Origin of the sequence: Thalassobacter stenotrophicus, assembly GCF_001458315.1 — a bacterium.
GTDB classification, from domain to species: domain Bacteria; phylum Pseudomonadota; class Alphaproteobacteria; order Rhodobacterales; family Rhodobacteraceae; genus Thalassobacter; species Thalassobacter stenotrophicus.
Window position 1 is genome coordinate 155145 of the sequence record NZ_CYRX01000011.1, and the last position, 17696, is coordinate 172840.

Sequence of the window (17696 nt, forward strand, 5' to 3'; positions counted from 1 at the left end):
GGGGGCTTAGCGTCGTTCGCGGTCAGGGTCCGCGTCATCGTCACCGAACTTGATCGTCGCGGTCAAAAGTCGAGCGGCCATCGACCCCGGCGCCACGATTGGCACGACGAACCGCGCAAGTAGCAAAAGCGTCATCGCCCCAAAGGACGCCCAAAACAGCGTGTCCATGGCAAAGCCTCCCAACGTCCGGTCAACGTTGGAAAATGCTAAGCCACCAAAGGCGACCCTGTCAAAGGGTGCCCCCTAAATCCGCGAAAACCAGCCGATTGCCCCTGAAAACGTTCACGAATGCGGGGTTATTGCAGCGGAAAGCCATTCACGAGGATCGAGCCATCTTCGAGGAATTCGATCTCAGACGCGAGTTCATCAGGCCCTGTGGGCGTCGCGAACATGCCAGACATCATCCGCACCATGCCCACCTGTTCGGGTGGAACCACGCCCAATGTCGCGAGTTGATCCAACAACCCAAAACCCCCGCTAAGCGACAGATTGATCTGGCCCACAGGCGCGGGAATGACGCTTGAGTTGTCGAATGTTGCGGCACCCGTCCCGCTGAGTTGCGCGCCGCCCAGCGATACCTCCAGATCATTCAGCCGGAGCGAATTGATCTGGGCGGGGGGGCCTTGGACCGCCTTAAAGTCATTCGTGACGTCTGTCAGATCCGACAGGACAGTCGCCGTACCTTCGAGGTCTAGGGCGATGGTGGCGGGGTCGCGCGGGATTATGCCTTGGGGGTCAAACAAGCCCCAGATCACATCGCTCAGCACAACCTCCCGCAGACCCAAAGTAAGGTTCACTGGCGCGGGGTCATCGGTGCGCGCAAGAGGCATCGCGATGCCAAAGGTCGAGCGTCCGACACTGGCCTCAATCGGGAGGGGAAAGCCCCCGATCAGCGCGCGCATCTCGGTTTGGGTTGTATCGCTAAAGATGCCAAATTTGGTTGGGTCAATATCCATGGCGAGGGTCCCGGCACCGGTGCGGGCCTCCATCTGGATATCACCATCGGTTGCCTCGGCCGCGAACTGAACGCTGCTGCCGCCGTGGGTCAGTTCACCCTTTAGGGCGACACCCAAGGGACCAAGTGGCAGAGCCGCATCAGCGGCATTCAAAGTGCCGGAAAACGCGCTTGTGAGATTGGTGAAATCGCTCTGCATGTTGAACGCGCCCTCAGTTGGGTCCGACATGCTGAACCGGATTTGCATCGCACCGATTGTGTCCTGCGACTGAAAGGGCCGCGCCTCACTGCCCATGTCGATCACATAGCGCGAGGCCAAGTCATTCACCGTGACAGAGACCTGAAACGGCATGGTTTCACCATCGACCACTACGTCGCCCACATCCAAAGTGAGCTGCTGCGCGCCATAATCATAAGTGCGCGCGCCGTCCTCATCGCGGGCGACGATATCAAGCCCGGTGTGTCGCAGTTCCATTGTGGTGACCGAGCTTTCACCGAACGACGTGTCGGTGATGCCAAGCGCATAGACCGGGGCCAATTTGATACGCACACTGCCGTCGCCCTGCTCCCGCAGGGTGATCTGGGCGATGCGCCCGGTGCTTTCGACCTCATCAATGATGGCTTGTGTCGCCACGTTCGTGAGGGTCAGGACACCGCTCGCATAGCTTTCGGATTGGGCAGTGATTGTGGTGCCAAGGGCTTCTTGCATCTCTTGCCACTCAGCCCAAAGGTCCGGTGCCGATAGGTCGGCCACAGCCGCGCCCGCGCTCATGATAAATGCGGTGCTTGCCATCAGGCTCATGCATTTTGACATCCGGTACCCTTCCTGAAATGTATATTCAAAGCTCTTTGTTTCGTGTGTGGGACACAGGGTCAAGGCGCATCCGGGAGGGCGACAGAATGGATATGACGGGCAAGGGCGTGGTGATTACCGGTGCGTCCCGAGGCATTGGTGAGGCAACCGCGCGGATGATGGCCGCTGCCGGGGCGCAGGTCGCGCTGCTGGCGCGCAACGGTGACGCGGTTGCGGAAATTGCGGGTGAAATCGGTCCAAACGCGCTGGCTATCCCTTGTGATGTGGCCCGCTATTGGGAGGTAGAGGCCGCGATATCCGCCGCCGCACGTGAATTTGGCAGCCTTGATGTGGTCATCAACAACGCAGGCGTGATTGAGCCGATCGCATCACTGGCCGACAGCGACCCCGACGCGTGGAGCCAAGTGATCGATATCAACCTTAAGGGGGTGTTTTACGGCATGCGCGCGGCGATCCCGCAGATGCGCAAAGGCGGCACGATCATCACCATTTCATCGGGTGCGGCCCACAACGCGCTAGAGAGTTGGAGCCACTACTGCACATCAAAAGCCGGGGCCGCCATGCTGACCCGCTGCGCGCACCGCGAAAACCCGGGCCTGCGGATCATGGGCTTGTCCCCCGGCACGGTCGCAACGCAGATGCAGCATGAAATCAAGGCGTCCGGCGTCGGCCCCGTCGCCGCCCTAGAGTGGGAGGATCACATCCCTGCGGACTGGCCTGCGCGCGCGTTGATGTGGATGTGCTCTGCCGATGCGGACGCGTTTGCGGGTGAGGAAATCTCACTACGGGATGCGGATATCCGCGCACGGATTGGATTGGGCGCATGATTGAGCTCGACCAAAGCGAGGACATCTGGACCCTCACGATTAACCGCCCCGACAAAGCCAATTCGCTCACGTCCGAGATGCTGGCCGATTTGATCCAAGTGGTGAAAATGGCCGACAAGGCCGACCTGCGCGCCCTGATCCTGACGGGGGGAGGCGACAAAGTCTTTTCGGCCGGAGCCGACCTGGAGGAAGCCAAAGCAGGCCTCGCCCTGTCGCCCCTATGGGAAGAATTGTCTCGCGCGATTGTGCGCCTGCCATGCCTGACCATCGCCGCCCTAAACGGGACACTGGCGGGCGGGGCGTTTGGGATGGTCTTGGCCTGCGACGTGCGTCTTGCACCCGCTCATGCCAAATTTTTCTACCCCGTGGCAAAACTGGGCTTCTTGCCGCAACCCTCCGACCCGCGCCGCCTTGCGACATTGGTCGGACCGGCCCGAGCCAAGATGATCCTTGTGGCAGGACAAAAGATCACCGCCGATGAGGCCTTGATCTGGGGCTTGGTGGACCGTTTGGAAACCAACCCCCTAGAGGCGGCACATTCGCTGATCCCCGAAGCCAAAGCCGACCACATGGCGGCGATTAAATCGATGATCTAGGGGGCTTCGACCCATGCGCGGGCGGCCTCGAGTTCTGCCATGTCAAACACCCGGATTTCGAGGGGCGACACGCGGCACAATGCCCGCGTGAGCCCGCCGATCCAACCAACATCCGTGACCACCGCCACCCGGTCAATGTCACGAATATGGGCGACGTCAAACTTGATGCCCTCCCAGATGGTGCTCAACTCGAAGCCTTCGAAGGTGGGGATCACCTCAACCATACGGACCTTGCCGTGACGCTGAAGGAATGCTTCTAGGCGCGGCAGAACGCTGTCCATATCGGCCTGCGTGATCTTGCCCGCCACTTCGATTTCAAACACCGGCTGGGTTGCGTGTTCATGATATTTAATCGCCATTTTTCGTCTCCTCTCTCCACCTTATATGGGGATTGTCGGCCCCTTTTGTGAGGGGAGATCGCGGGGAAACAGCTCATGCATCGGCACTGAGGTCCCGTCGGGTTGCACAATTCGCACATGCCGCCGCCGCATCAGGCGCGGCTCGGACACGCCGACAGAGTGGGCAATCATCTCCACCTCATGGACAACGCCCTTGGCGTAGCGCGCGACTTTGCGGAATTTATCCTCCACCACGAGTCCCTTTTGAAAACGCGGATCATGGGTCGTGATCCCCGTGGGGCAGGTGTTTTTGTTGCATTTTAGGGCCTGAATGCAGCCCAAGGCGAACATGAACCCGCGCGCAGACACCACAAAGTCCGCACCCGCCGCCATGGCCCATGCGATATCACCGGGGTTGACCAACTTACCACTGGCCACCAGCCGGATGCGGTCATGCAGGCCGACGCTATCGCGCAAGTTACTGACCATCGGCAGGGCTTCGCGGATGGACATCCCCACAAGGTCCATCAAGGGCATGGGTGCCGCGCCGGTGCCGCCTTCGCCGCCGTCGATGGTGATGAAATCTGGCGCGCTTTCAGGGCCGCGGCGCAGGACCTCGGCGAACAATTCCTCAAACGGTTCGCGGGCGGCGACAACGGCCTTGATCCCGACAGGCTTGCCCGAAACATCCCGCACGCGCGCCACAAGATCGAGCAAATCCGCCCATGAATTCACCTCCCGGTGACGGTTCGGAGAGATCCCGTCTTGGCCGACGGCAAGACCCCGAATGGCCGCAATCTCGGCGGTCACCTTTTCACCGGGCAGGATACCGCCCTTGCCGGGCTTGGCCCCCTGCGCGAGCTTGATCTCGAACATCGCAATCTGCGGATGTACCGCGATTTCACGCAGCTTTTCGTCGCTCAGATTGCCGTCCTTATCGCGGACACCGTATTTGGCCGTCCCGATCTGATAGACAAGGTCGGCCCCGCCCTGCAGGTGAAAGGGCGACACGCCACCCTCACCGGTGTTCATCCAAATACCCGCTTCGGCACAGCCACGCGACAACGCCAAAACCGCGGGTTTTGAGATCGCGCCATAGGACATACCGCTGAGGTTAAAAATCGATTTGGCCACATAGGGCACGCGCACGTTGGGGCCGATCATCATCGGCTCGGTCTTGGCGAATTGATCATCCAGCGGGGGAAAGGGGCTGTTCACGAACAGGGGTGTCCCCGGCGCCGAAATGTTGCGGGTCGAGCCAAAGGCAATCGTGTTGCTTTCGCCCTCACTGGCCCGTTTGACCCAATCCCGCTGCGCCCGATTGAAGGGCAGCTCTTCTCGATCCATCGCAAAGAAATACTGGCGAAAGAATTCGCCCAGTTCAGAGAAGATATGTCGAAACCTACCGATCACCGGGTAATTGCGCCGGATCGCATCAGAAGTTTGGGATCGGTCGATGACGAACAGAACCAACCCAGCAGCGACCATCACGCCGATAATCAACACGAACAACAACGCCAAAATCTGCAACGCCCACGCGGCGGTTTCCATAAAAATCATATCGAACTCCAAGCCATTAATCGAACAGTGATACGCGCCCATATGGTTCACAAGGGCTCAATTCTGCTCCCGCCTGCTCACATGAACGTGACCCCAAAACCGGCAAATCGCCGCTTACGGCCACATCGGCGCCCTTGAAACCTATATTTTCGCCCCAATTTGTCTTGTGTGTTTTTTGCACACGAGCCAGCCGATCATCGGCGGCCAAACAACAAAAGGGAATTAAACTATGCTTCGCACTGCAGCACTTGCCATCGCCGCCACAACCGCCCTGACCCTGCCTGCCTTTGCTGGCAGCATGGGCAAAAAGGACATCGTCGACACCGCCGTCGGCGCAGGTACCTTTGAAACACTTGTCGCCGCCGTCAGCGCAGCCGACCTAGTGGACACATTGAAATCCGAAGGCCCCTTCACCGTGTTTGCCCCCACCGATGAGGCCTTTGCCGCCCTGCCCGCGGGCACGGTCGAAAGCCTGCTCTTGCCCGAGAACAAAGAGCAGCTGATCGCGGTTCTGACCTATCACGTCGTGCCCGGCACAGTGATGTCCACCGATCTTGTGGACGACATGAAAGCCGCCACCGTACAGGGCGGTGAGATCACAATCGATCTCGACAATGGTGTGATGATCAACGACGCGAACGTCACCACCGCTGACATCGAGACATCGAACGGTGTCATCCACGTCATCGACAAGGTGATCCTGCCCGCCGACATGTAAGGCTATCTGTCTGCTTGCCTCAGACAGTTCACAAGACGAAGGCCCCGGAGCGATCCGGGGCCTTTTCATATGGGCTTAACCTGCAGCTCCGAGCATCTTGCCTTAACTTTTGGGCATATGTTTCGAACTTCAATCTGTTGCTGTTGGGACAGGTGTCGCAATGAATAGTCGTCCGTCGCGATACGCTCAGCCAAGCGTGAACCAGTCGAAATATGTGTCAAAAGCCAGCCCACCTGAATGAACCAACTTTGAGGCTCGAAATGCATAAACTGATTTCGGACCGAGAATAGCTCCCGAAAGCTTAGCACCTCCGATTCAGGGATTTGGATGTTAGGACCTGCAGATTCCATTCGGCTAGACAATCCCCGCACACGCTCCAATAAGTCATGCGGCCCCGCGAGTTTTAGCTTTTGGGGGGCGATCGGTTCCCGGTTATTCAAGCGCTGTATTTCAGTAACAGCATCATTTTGGCGCAAAGCGCCAATCTGCATACTACCTGAAAGATTGCACACGAGCATGCTATTGAGCGCACTACACAGTGCAATCGTAGCCCATTTTAGGTTAGTGCGGTTCTTTTCATCACGCTGCAATTGCCACAAGACTTCCTGCATAGAATGCAAAACGTCCAGCTGCTCGCTTGTTTCCAGATACATCGCCACCCCATAAAATGAACGAGGCCCAGCGGTTCTGGGCCTCGTCTCGCAATTAATGCACAACGGCCTCTTGGGGCGGTTGGCGGTCGCTTCGGGCGATCCGATCCCCCACAAGCAGACCATCACTGCTGGCGCTGACCGGCACCACCGCGCCGTCAGCCACATCACCCGATAGGATCATCTCGGCCAACTCGTTCTGCAAACTGCGCTGGATCACGCGCTTTAGCGGCCGGGCGCCGAACACCGGATCATAACCCTCATCCGCAAGCCATGTCTTGGCCGCGTCATCCAGTTCGAGCACGATATTGCGCCCCGCGAGCCGCTTGGTCAGGCGATGCAGTTGGATATCGACGATGCCATTCATGTCGGCGCGCGCCAAACGATCAAAGATAATCGTTTCGTCCAGACGGTTCAGGAATTCGGGCCGGAAATGACCTCGGACCGCATCCATCACATCGCGCTTGGCCTCCGCTGCGTCGGCACCGTCGGGAAGCTGGCTTAGCGCCTGTGCGCCCAAGTTTGAGGTCAGAATAATCAGCGTTTGTTTGAAGTCGACAGTGCGACCCTGACCATCGGTCAGCACCCCATCATCCAACACCTGAAGCAGAACGTTGAACACATCTGGGTGGGCCTTTTCGACCTCATCGAACAGCACGACCTGATAGGGCCTGCGCCGGACGGCCTCTGTCAGGACGCCGCCCTCATCGTAGCCAACATACCCCGGAGGCGCGCCGATCAGCCGCGAAACCGCGTGTTTTTCCATGAATTCGGACATATCAATGCGCACCATCGCATTGTCATCATCGAACAGGAACTCAGCCAGCGCCTTGGTCAACTCGGTCTTGCCCACACCAGTTGGGCCGAGGAACAGAAAGCTGCCCAAGGGGCGGTTTTCATCGTTCAGACCCGCACGCGCACGGCGCACTGCATTGGCGACGGCGGTCACCGCTTGGGTCTGCCCAATCACGCGTGAGGCAATTTCTTCCTCCATCCGGAGCAGCTTTTCACGCTCACCCTCTAGCATCTTGGACACGGGCACGCCGGTCCACCGCTCCACCACAGAAGCGATTTGCTCGGGGCGCACGGCCTCCTCCACAAGGACCTCATCCTCACGGTTTTCGGCATCAGACAGCTGCTTTTCCAATTGCGGGATCACGCCGTAGGACAGCTCCCCCGCACGGGCCAAATTGCCTTCGCGCTTGGCCGCATCCAGATCGACACGAGCCCGATCCAACTGCTCCTTCAAGCCACGCGCACTTTCGAGCTTGTCACGCTCAGCCTGCCACTGGGCGGTCATCTCAGCGGACTGCTGTTGCAGGTCTGCCACCTCGGCCTCCAGCTTTTTCAACCGATCCTGAGAAGCGGTGTCGTCCTCAAGACGCAGGGCCTCTACCTCGATTTGCTTTTGCAGGATGTCACGGTCCAGCGCATCCAATTCCTCGGGCTTGCTGTCGACCTCCATCCGCAGGCGCGAAGCAGCCTCATCCACCAAGTCGATCGCCTTATCGGGCAGAAAACGGTCCGTGATATAACGCTGCGAAAGCGTCGCGGCGGCGACCAGCGCGCTGTCGGAAATCCGCACGCCGTGGTGCAGTTCGTATTTTTCCTTAATGCCACGCAGGATCGAAATCGTGTCCGGCACAGTCGGTTCTTCGACCATCAGCGTTTGGAACCGCCGGGCCAGCGCCGCGTCTTTTTCGACGTATTTGCGATACTCATCGAGGGTGGTGGCGCCGATACAATGCAACTCCCCCCGGGCCAACGCGGGTTTGATCAAATTCGCCGCATCCATCGCACCGTCGGATTTACCGGCGCCCACAAGCGTGTGCATTTCATCGATAAACAGGATGATTTCACCAGCAGCCGAGGTCACTTCGTTCAGCACAGCCTTGAGCCGTTCCTCAAACTCACCACGGTATTTCGCACCAGCAATCAGCGCGCCCATATCAAGCGCCATCAGCGTCTTGTTGCGCAGCGATTCCGGTACGTCACCGTTGATGATGCGAAGGGCCAAACCCTCGGCGATGGCGGTTTTGCCAACGCCGGGCTCACCGATCAGAACGGGGTTGTTTTTGGTTCGGCGGCTCAGCACCTGCATCGCGCGGCGAATTTCTTCGTCCCGCCCGATGATAGGGTCAATGCGTCCTGCGCGCGCCGCCTCGGTCAGGTCAGTTGCGTACTTTTTCAACGCCTCATAACTGTCCTCCGCAGAGGCGCTATCAGCGGTGCGGCCCTTGCGGATATCATTGATCGCGGCGTTTAAGCCTTGCGCATTCACACCACCCGCATCCAAGGCATCCTTGGCTTTGGATTTCACCATGTTGAGCGCCATCAAAATCCGCTCAACCGTGACGAAACTATCGCCGGCCTTCTTGCTGAGTTTTTCCGCCTCGGACAGAACCTGCCCGAGCGTGCGATCCATGTAGGTCTGGCCACTGTCACCGCTGACCTTGGGCAGCTTGGCAATGGCACTATCAACGGCCTCGGCCACGCGTTTTGCGTTGCCACCAGCGGCCGAAATCAAGTTAGACGCCATCCCCTGATCGTCGTCCATCAACGCCTTTAGCAAATGTTCGGGGGCCAGTTGCTGATGGCTTTCGCGCATCGCAATCGTTTGAGCAGCCTGCAAAAAACCGCGCGACCGCTCCGTGAACTTCTCCAAGTCCATGAGCACTACTCCTTCTCAAAGCACCCACCCTTGCCGCGCCCATCTTGGCACACAGCTCGGCGAGCCTCACAAAATATTTGGGGATTATTTTTGCGCGCTGCAAGTCCGCACAAAACGCGACAAACAAAATAGGAGGGCCCCGACCCCCCGGGACCCTCCTGCCACCCGCGTGCTCGACTGCACCACCCGCGGACATGGCGCCTGCAAGCTGAGGCGCGTAACTGAGGGCCCGGCCATGCTGGTCCGGACACACATTCACTAACCCAAAGCCCGAGACAAATCAAAACCATAGTAGGAAGGATTTGTTGTAAGTTACGCAAAAGGCCACGCGCAAAGGCGTGGCCTTGGTGTCAGCCTATCGTGCGATCTACGCGTAGACGGCTTCTTTGCCAAAGTGCTTGGTCAGCAGATAATACACCACCGCGCGATACTTATTCCGCTCGGATTTTCCGTATTGCTCGATCACGGCATTGATGCCGTCCATCAACTCAGGGCTATCGGCCAACCCCAGCTTTTTGATCAAAAAGTTGTTTTTGACGGTCTCAAGCTCAGCCTCTTGAGAAGAAGCCACCGTCGCCGCATCGGCATTGTAAATGGCTGGCCCACATCCGATCGTGACCTTCTCCAAAAGGCTCATGTCAGGCTCTACACCAATCTTTGTTTTCAAATCATCTGCGTATTTTGCAATCAATTCGTCGCGCTTACCCATATTTGGTCTCCCAGCTGTTGGATCATGCATCCGCCCTAATTGGAGCGGCCATGCCACGCTAGCCGCTGTTCCGCGGTTCTCAAAGAGAGAAATTAACCAAAGGCCACGCACAAAAAACGGGGCCCCAAGCTGGGACCCCGCAGAAAACCATTTCAAATGGCTTAGTAACGATAGTGCTCGGGCTTGAAAGGACCCTCTTGGGCCACACCGATGTAGTCGGCCTGATCCTTGGACAGCTTCGTTAGTTTCACGCCGATTTTAGCAAGGTGCAGCGCGGCCACTTTTTCATCCAGATGCTTGGGCAGGATAAAGACGCCGGGCTGGTATTCGTCACCCTTGGTCCACAGCTCAATCTGCGCCAACACTTGGTTGGTAAAGGATGCAGACATCACGAACGATGGGTGCCCCGTTGCATTGCCAAGGTTCAAAAGACGACCTTCCGACAGCAGAATCAAGCGGCTGCCCGAAGGCATCTCGATCATATCCACCTGATCTTTGATGTTCGTCCACTTGTGGTTTTTCAGTGCCGCAACTTGGATTTCGTTGTCGAAGTGACCGATGTTGCCAACGATCGCCATGTCCTTCATCTCACGCATGTGTTCGATGCGGATCACGTCTTTGTTACCGGTCGTGGTGATGAACACATCCGCCGAGGATACGACGTCCTCCAGCAGGACGACCTCAAATCCATCCATCGCGGCTTGCAGCGCGCAAATGGGGTCAGCTTCGGTCACTTTGACCCGCGCGCCCGCACCTTGCAGGGATGCCGCAGACCCTTTGCCAACGTCACCGTAACCACACACAACCGCGACCTTACCGGCCAGCATTGTGTCCGTGGCGCGACGGATGCCGTCGACAAGTGATTCCTTACAGCCGTATTTGTTGTCGAACTTCGACTTGGTGACGGAATCGTTCACGTTGATCGCGGGGAAGGGCAACTGGCCGTTTTTGTGCAGGTCATACAGACGGTGCACGCCAGTTGTCGTTTCCTCGGAGACGCCGCGGATCTGTTCTTTCATCTTGGTGAACCAACCGGGGCTCGCAGCCAAACGCTTGGCGATTTGGGCTTTGATGACAGCCTCTTCCTCGGACTGCGGTACGGGGATGATCTCTTCACCGGCTTCTGCGCGGGCGCCAAGCAGGATGTAGAGCGTCGCGTCGCCGCCATCATCAAGGATCAGGTTCGGGCCTTCGGGGAACATGAACGACTTGTCCAAGTAGTCCCAATGCTCCTCAAGGGTTTGGCCTTTGATGGCAAAAACCGGCACACCGGCTTCGGCGATAGCGGCAGCTGCGTGATCTTGGGTTGAGAAAATGTTGCACGACGCCCAGCGGACATCCGCACCCAGTGCAACCAGCGTTTCAATCAGAACGCCTGTTTGGATTGTCATGTGCAGCGAGCCCACGATGCGCGCACCGGCGAGTGGCTGGGATGCGCCGTATTCCTCACGCAGGGCCATCAGGCCGGGCATCTCGGTCTCAGCGATGTCCAATTCTTTGCGGCCGAATGCGGCCAAAGCGATGTCTTTTACGATATAATCAAGCGCCATCCGGGCGGCTCCTCTCGGGTTGATCTTCTTGACGGGGGCCATAACACTGAAAACATGTAGGGTCTATGGTTGCGCATGACCGCGGCGGTCTGGCGCCTAACCTTGCGTGCCGGACAGAGTGTGACCATGGTGATTGCACAAAAAACCGTCAGTCATGCCGTCGCGCATCGCTGATTAAGGAATGAGGTAGACATGGCCCGACCTGCCCGCGCTTGGCAACGTATGCTCTCGGGGCGTCGCCTTGATCTGCTCGACCCCACTCCGATGGATATTGAGGTTGAGGACATCGCTCATGGCCTCGCGTTCGTAGCGCGCTGGAATGGACAGACCCAAGGCGACTACGCCTATTCCGTGGCTGAACACTCCCTTTTGGTTGAAACGCTTTATTCACGGCTGAGCCCGGATGCTCCGGTGAAATGGCAATTGGCCGCCCTGCTGCATGACGCACCTGAATATGTGATCGGCGATATGATTTCCCCGGTAAAGGCCGCAGTGGGCCCAGGGTATGGCAAGCTGGACGACAAACTACAGGCGGCCATTCACATCCGGTTTGGAGTGCCCGCGCAGGTCCCCGCCGCCGTCAAGAAACAGATCAAAAAGGCGGACCGCATCAGCGCTTGGTTAGAGGCGACGCAAATCGCGGGCTTTACGCAGGCAGAGGCGGACAAATTGTTTGGCGCCCCAGACCCCGCAATAACCGAAGGCCTAAGCATCGCGTTGCGCCCACCACTGGAGGTCCGCCATGCATTCACTGCACGCCACGCCCAATTGATGGAGGCCCTATGATCGCCACGCGCCCTGCCCAGCTGTTTGACGCCGCCGCAATGGCCGCTCTACTGAACCCCATCATTGAAACCGGCGGCACCACGGCATTGACACAGACTGTGGATGCCGAGTTTATCCGCGGCTGGATGGCCAAAGCCCCCGCGCGGTCTGCTTGGACAGTCGCTGAAAGTGGGGGTGACATCGTAGGGTTCCAATTGATCGCACCATGGGATCAAATTCCAGACGACGCATGCGACATCGGCACCTACGTCGCGCAAGATAAATCCGGGATGGGCATCGGTTCTGCGCTATTTGAGGCGACCAAGAAAGCCGCCTCAAAACTCGGGTACAAATGGATCAATGCCCATATCCGCGCCGACAACGAAAGCGGCCTGCCCTACTATCAATCCCGCGGGTTTCGGGATTGGAAGTATGTTGAGGGCTATCAGCTAGATGACGGGCAAATTGTTGATAAGGTTTGGAAACGCTTCGACCTTTAACGATAAAGGCTCCACTGACCTAGATGGATTTTATAGGCTGTATCCGGGTCTGTTAGGCATGGGCGCCTGGCACACCGTGGCACCTCCCATTGTGTGGGACGAGCTGCGGGAAAAAATATCTCAAGAGCTTTCGTAAACATCATGACCTCCTATGGCAAATCTGTCTTTGATGTACCCTTGTGCCTTTGCCAAAGCGACTCTCGACAATTTCGAGGATGTAAGTGTAACTTACATCTATGATTGACTGGCGCGCGCTTCCTTCTCTTCCCGCGTTGCGGGCCTTCGATGCTGCTGTGCGCACGGGCAGCTATTCTGAGGCGGCTCGTACGCTCAACGTCACGCATGCAGCAATCGCGCAACATGTCCGCGCGCTCGAAAAACACTTTGGTCAAACTCTCATGACCCGCGCTGGCCAAGGTATGGCCCCCACACCCGAAGGCGCGCTGCTGGCTACGCACTTGACCGAAGGGTTTGGCACAATCGCCGCGGGCTGCGCACGCCTGTCCGATATCACTGCGATGCGCCCATTCACATTGTCATGCACACTGGCATTTGCAGAAAATTGGTTAATGCCCCGCGTCTCGGACTTTTGGGCAAAACACCCCGATATTGAACTGGCGATCTTGCCGAACAATGCATTGGTTAACTTCAAAACCGACCTGGTGGATTGCGCGGTTCGTTACGGGCACGGCGCGTGGCCCGGCCTGACCGCCATGCCATTGTTGACCGGAGAATTCATCGTCGTCGCCGCCCCTCAGTTGGCGCCGGCACAGCCCGTAGGCAACATGGCAGAGCTAGGCGATGTCGTGTGGGTGACCAACGACATACCGGGCGAACACCATGTGCTTGTACGCGACTTTGGCTTTCACGCGCCCGATATTCGGATGCGGACGTTTGCGACGAATGGGCTTGTACTCGCGGCTGTGCGCAGCGGACTGGGCTTTTCGATCCAATCGCGGTCGCTTATCGGACGCGATTTAGCAGATGGCACATTAGTTGAGGTTTTCGCCAAACCGACCGAAGGTCTTGGCTATTGGATAGTCCACCCAGAGGGCGCTGAAACACAGCGCTTACGGCTCTTTAAGCGTTGGTTGTTGAGCCACGCATGACTTGCATCGCATCTCTGAATCAACGTTTTTGCAAACTTGTTTAAGGCCAGTTATTAATGGATTGCATAGCGCTCAAATCTTAATGAGCGCCATGCTGCGTTAATTCTCAGTAATATCAACGCTATCGCGGTGAGCGTTTCGCCAGAATACGCTGAAGCGTGCGCCGGTGCATGTTCAGACGCCGCGCGGTCTCTGAGACATTGCGATCACATAGCTCATACACCCGCTGAATATGCTCCCACCGGACGCGATCCGCGCTCATGGGGTTGTCGGGTGGCGGAGGGAGTTCATCGCCCTTAGCCAACAGCGCATTGGTGATGTCATTCGCATCCGCAGGCTTGCTCAGGTAATCTGTCGCGCCGATTTTGACGGCCGCAACAGCAGTCGCAATCGCCCCATAACCGGTCAAGACCACGATACGCGCATCGGGTCGCTTTTCACGCAGCGTTTCAACAACATCCAGCCCGTTGCCATCCTCAAGTCGCAAGTCGACGACGGCGTATGCAGTCGGGCGCGCGGTCGCAATAGCGATACCCGCAGCGACGCTGCTTGCGGCCTCAACCTCAAAGCCGCGCTTGTCCATTGCGCGCTCTAGTCTTCTCAGAAACGGTTCATCGTCGTCCACCAGTAACAGCGTACGATCGGCCCCCAAATCCCTTGCTTCGTTTTCAGCCATTGCGGTCACTCCTGGGCTGTTTTTTTCATGCACGCTATGGGGAATTAACACATTGGTCAAATGCCCCGAGGCACAAAACCGCATCATCATTGTTAAAAAACCCTTGCGTCTCGCCGCCCCGCACCCTCCCTTCGGGACCATGAGCATGGCAGATAACCCCTTTTCCGGCGGCGCGCGGGATGATCGTATTCGATTGCGGACGCTGATCAACCTGCGCTGGTTGGCTGTACTGGGCCAAACGGTCACCCTTGTTATTGCAAGCTTTTTCCTGACATTGCGCGTTGAACTAGGCCTGTGTTTCTTGGCGGTCGGATCATCGGTCATCGCCAATTTGCTCGCCATGACCGTGTTCCCCGTGAACCAGCGCCTCAGCGACCGCGACGCAATGCTCACACTGCTGTTCGACGTGGCCCAACTGACATTTCTGCTGTTTCTGACGGGCGGATTGAACAACCCCTTCGCCCTATTATTCATCGCTCCGGTCACTATTTCGGCAACCGCGCTATCCCTGCGGTCCACCGTTTTCCTGGGCTGCGTCACGTTTGTGTTGATCTCTGCGCTCGGCGTCTTCCACGTGCCATTACGCACGCAGGAGGGTTTCATCCTTGAGATGCCGGAAATTTACCTGTGGGGATTTTGGGTCGCAATCATCGTGGGAGCTTTGTTTTTGTCGGCCTATGCGCAGCGCGTCACGCAGGAACGCAACGCCATGTCAGACGCTCTTTTTGCAACTCAAATGGCCCTCACCCGGGAACAAAGCCTGACGGATTTGGGTGGCGTTATCGCAGCAGCAGCCCACGAATTGGGCACGCCTCTAGCAACAATCAAGCTGGTCAGTTCCGAGTTGGTAGAAGAGCTTCAGGACGACCAAGTCCTACGCGAGGATGCCGAACTCATCCGCGAGCAGGCCAACCGCTGCCGCGACATTTTGCGATCAATGGGCCGCGCCGGTAAGGATGATTTACACGTCCGCTCTGTGCCGATTTCGGGGCTGGTAAAAGAGGCCGCAGAGCCCCACTCGGACCGCGGGATTGAACTGCTATATACCTTCACACCACTGATAGGCGGCGATGAAAAGCAGCCCAATCTTCAGCGAAAGCCTGAGCTTTTGCACGGTTTGCGCAACATGGTGCAAAACGCGGTCGACTTTGCCCATAGTCGCGTTTGGATCGATGCGCACTGGAACCAAAATATGGTTCAAATTCGGGTGATTGACGATGGCGCGGGCTATCCGCCCGAGTTGATCCGACGCATCGGTGACCCCTTCCTGCGCCGTCGCAAACCCGCCCGTGAGGTGAGCCAGCGCAAGGGTTATGAGGGGATGGGCTTGGGCCTATTTATTGCCAAAACCCTTTTGGAGCGGACCGGCGCCAAGGTTGCGTTTGCCAACGGCACAGACCCGTTCCTGACAAACGAGGAGCGCGGTGATCGATCGGGCGCAATTGTCGATGTCACATGGCCGCGTGAGGCGGTCGTGATGGAGGCTACCGACGTGATGGGCCCCCTCGGTGAGAACCAGTTGATTGATCGATAGTTAAGCCAGCCTGAGCAGCGTTAACCCCTTATTAACCACCTCTCACCTAAAAAGGAGGGCGTTTTAAAGGAAGGCAATGCAATGCTCATGGATCCACTCTTTATGGGCCTCCTTTTATTTGTAAGTTTTTGTGCAACTTTGGCCGCTTTGTTTGCCATCCTTTTGCTTGCCCCGCGGGTACGCACGGGCCCGGTACACGCACCCGATGATGTGCTCGCCGAACCCCGACGCTTTATCTTTCGGGATGGGTATTTGCTGGAACATTCTGGCGGCGCCGGATTTCTTATTCCAACACCTGTGGATCACCTCACCGCGTGGGAATCGCTGGAAGAAGCCCTTGCTGACCTAATCGACGGCATCAGCGACGCACTAAATGGGTTGCGCAAAGATGGTCGCGCCTTTCGCCTGAACGGCACGATGGGCAAAGACCGGATGACCGTTTTAGGTGTGCGTGATGGTGAGTTGCTGCGCATCACCGTCTCGGCCGCGGACCGCGCGCAAGACACGGTGCGCATTGACCAATCTACGCTCGACAGTCTGACCCGCGATATGGCGAATTTGCGTGCGGCAGCCGAAACCGCCCCCGCGCTTAGCTGGTGTCAGGATGAGCAGGGTCAGATTATTTGGGCCAATGCCGCCTATCGCCAACGCCTTGCGGAGCAAAAGGGGGAAGCCGCTGCCAGCGTTTGGCCGATTGGCCGCATTTTCCCCGAGGAAGCCACCGTAACAGCCGGGAGCCTACGTCGCAAAATCACCAGCGATGACCAGATGACGAGCCTTTGGTTCGAGCTTACTATCAGTGAACCGGTGTCCGGCAACCGCTACATTCACGCCACACCCTTGGATAAAGTCGTCCGCGCAGAGGACAATTTGCGCAACTTTATCCAAACGCTCACCAAGACCTTCGCACACCTGCCTACCGGTCTCGCGATCTTTGATCGGGACCGCCAGTTGGCCTTGTTTAACCCTGCATTGATAAACCTTACCGATCTGGACGGGGCTTGGCTTTCGCAACGGCCCAAGCTCGCCGTATTCTTTGATCACCTGCGTGAACGCCAACGCCTGCCCGAACCAAAGGACTACAAATCGTGGCGCGATAGCCTGACCAAGCTAGAGCGGACCGAAGGCACCGGCACCTATGAGGAAACCTGGAGCCTTGCATCCGGTCAAACGTTTCGCGTCACGGGCCGCCCCCATGCAGACGGTGCCGTGGCCCTGTTGATCGAGGACATCAGCGCCGAAATATCCGTGACCCGCAGGTTCCGCGCTGAGCTAGAGATGTTTCAATCCGTTTTTGACAGCGGCGATGAGGCGATTGTCGTGTTCACACCCGCAGGCCAACTTACGCTGTCCAACGCACGCTACTCCGAAATGTGGGAACATGATCCTCGGTTCTCCCTGACGGAGGTATCTGCGGCCGACGCTATCGCCTTGTGGAAGGAAAACAGCGCGCCCAGCCCGGTCTGGGGCGAATTGCGCGATTTTGTGGGTTCGCTCAGCAAACGGGCGGAATGGTTCGACACGATCATTCTGCGCGACGGGCGTATGTTGCATATACGCGTCTCGCCCCTCGCGGGTAGCATGACCCTTGTTGGCTTCTTGGAAAAAGGCAAAGCCCCCGCCATTGCCCCCCCGGACCAAGTCATTGTGGACGCAACCCCGACCAAAAAGCGCAAGCAAAAGACCTCCGCCACATCGTCATCGTAACAGCCCTTGCGGCTAGG

The 17696-nt window shown here is 57.8% G+C and carries 17 protein-coding genes; 8 read left to right on the plus strand and 9 right to left on the minus strand.

The genetic code is table 11. The features are described 5' to 3' along the window. Positions 1-6: 6 nt before the first annotated feature. Both THS5294_RS18320 and THS5294_RS05300 read right to left on the minus strand, forming a co-directional pair. Positions 7-168 carry a hypothetical protein gene (locus THS5294_RS18320; RefSeq protein WP_158508577.1) on the minus strand — a complete coding sequence of 54 codons (162 nt, stop codon included), beginning with the start codon at positions 166-168 and terminating at the stop codon, positions 7-9. 128 nt (positions 169-296) lie between these two features. Beyond that, positions 297-1757, minus strand: a complete 1461-nt coding sequence (locus THS5294_RS05300; RefSeq protein ID WP_158508578.1) for a DUF2125 domain-containing protein — start codon at positions 1755-1757, stop codon at positions 297-299. Between the two features lie 98 nt (positions 1758-1855). On the opposite strand from THS5294_RS05300, the gene THS5294_RS05305 reads away from it, so the two are divergent. Both THS5294_RS05305 and THS5294_RS05310 read left to right on the plus strand, forming a co-directional pair. Beyond that, positions 1856-2596 carry an SDR family oxidoreductase gene (locus THS5294_RS05305; RefSeq protein WP_058122915.1) on the plus strand — a complete coding sequence of 247 codons (741 nt, stop codon included), beginning with the start codon at positions 1856-1858 and terminating at the stop codon, positions 2594-2596. Next, positions 2593-3192, plus strand: coding sequence for an enoyl-CoA hydratase/isomerase family protein (locus THS5294_RS05310; protein WP_058122916.1), 600 nt, complete (start codon positions 2593-2595; stop codon positions 3190-3192). The genes THS5294_RS05305 and THS5294_RS05310 overlap by 4 nt, the downstream gene beginning before the upstream one ends. Here the strand turns inward: THS5294_RS05310 and THS5294_RS05315 are convergent. After that, positions 3189-3551 (minus strand): SpoIIAA family protein, encoded by a 363-nt coding sequence (locus THS5294_RS05315; protein ID WP_058122917.1) that lies wholly within the window; start codon positions 3549-3551, stop codon positions 3189-3191. The two genes, THS5294_RS05310 and THS5294_RS05315, sit on opposite strands and share 4 nt — an antisense overlap. A gap of 21 nt (positions 3552-3572) precedes the next feature. Continuing rightward, positions 3573-5081, minus strand: a complete 1509-nt coding sequence (locus THS5294_RS05320; RefSeq protein WP_058123035.1) for an FMN-binding glutamate synthase family protein — start codon at positions 5079-5081, stop codon at positions 3573-3575. Positions 5082-5319: 238 nt separating this feature from the next. On the opposite strand from THS5294_RS05320, the gene THS5294_RS05325 reads away from it, so the two are divergent. Beyond that, positions 5320-5808, plus strand: a complete 489-nt coding sequence (locus THS5294_RS05325; protein WP_038005629.1) for a fasciclin domain-containing protein — start codon at positions 5320-5322, stop codon at positions 5806-5808. A gap of 65 nt (positions 5809-5873) precedes the next feature. Here THS5294_RS05325 and THS5294_RS05330 read toward each other — a convergent pair whose 3' ends face one another. The 4 genes from THS5294_RS05330 to ahcY form a co-directional block, all read right to left on the minus strand. Beyond that, complete coding sequence (locus THS5294_RS05330; RefSeq protein ID WP_058122918.1) at positions 5874-6461, minus strand: hypothetical protein; 588 nt, start codon at positions 6459-6461, stop codon at positions 5874-5876. Between the two features lie 52 nt (positions 6462-6513). Next, positions 6514-9129, minus strand: coding sequence for an ATP-dependent chaperone ClpB (gene clpB, locus THS5294_RS05335; RefSeq protein WP_058122919.1), 2616 nt, complete (start codon positions 9127-9129; stop codon positions 6514-6516). A gap of 367 nt (positions 9130-9496) precedes the next feature. Beyond that, positions 9497-9838 (minus strand): DUF2853 family protein, encoded by a 342-nt coding sequence (locus tag THS5294_RS05340; RefSeq protein ID WP_058122920.1) that lies wholly within the window; start codon positions 9836-9838, stop codon positions 9497-9499. A gap of 161 nt (positions 9839-9999) precedes the next feature. After that, complete coding sequence (gene ahcY, locus THS5294_RS05345; RefSeq protein ID WP_038005622.1) at positions 10000-11388, minus strand: adenosylhomocysteinase; 1389 nt, start codon at positions 11386-11388, stop codon at positions 10000-10002. A gap of 192 nt (positions 11389-11580) precedes the next feature. Here ahcY and THS5294_RS05350 point away from each other — a divergent pair, with 192 nt between their 5' ends. The 3 genes from THS5294_RS05350 (at position 11581) to THS5294_RS05360 (ending at position 13762) form a co-directional block, all read left to right on the plus strand. After that, on the plus strand, positions 11581-12174 hold the full coding sequence (locus THS5294_RS05350; RefSeq protein ID WP_058122921.1) for an HD domain-containing protein: 594 nt from the start codon (positions 11581-11583) through the stop codon (positions 12172-12174). After that, a complete protein-coding gene (locus THS5294_RS05355; RefSeq protein ID WP_058122922.1) occupies positions 12171-12653 on the plus strand; it encodes a GNAT family N-acetyltransferase in 483 nt (160 codons plus the stop codon). Before THS5294_RS05350 ends, THS5294_RS05355 begins: the two co-directional genes overlap by 4 nt. Positions 12654-12889: 236 nt before the next feature. Continuing rightward, the gene (locus tag THS5294_RS05360) at positions 12890-13762 is read left to right on the plus strand and encodes a LysR family transcriptional regulator (RefSeq protein WP_058122923.1); all 873 of its coding nucleotides are present in this window, start codon (positions 12890-12892) and stop codon (positions 13760-13762) included. 121 nt (positions 13763-13883) lie between these two features. Here the strand turns inward: THS5294_RS05360 and THS5294_RS05365 are convergent, their stop codons facing one another. Continuing rightward, on the minus strand, positions 13884-14438 hold the full coding sequence (locus tag THS5294_RS05365) for an ActR/PrrA/RegA family redox response regulator transcription factor (protein WP_038005987.1): 555 nt from the start codon (positions 14436-14438) through the stop codon (positions 13884-13886). A 145-nt stretch (positions 14439-14583) separates the two neighbouring features. On the opposite strand from THS5294_RS05365, the gene regB reads away from it, so the two are divergent. After that, positions 14584-15972, plus strand: coding sequence for a sensor histidine kinase RegB (gene regB / locus THS5294_RS05370; RefSeq protein WP_233486408.1), 1389 nt, complete (start codon positions 14584-14586; stop codon positions 15970-15972). 81 nt (positions 15973-16053) lie between these two features. Beyond that, on the plus strand, positions 16054-17679 hold the full coding sequence (locus tag THS5294_RS05375) for a PAS-domain containing protein (protein ID WP_058122924.1): 1626 nt from the start codon (positions 16054-16056) through the stop codon (positions 17677-17679). Positions 17680-17696 lie beyond the last annotated feature (17 nt).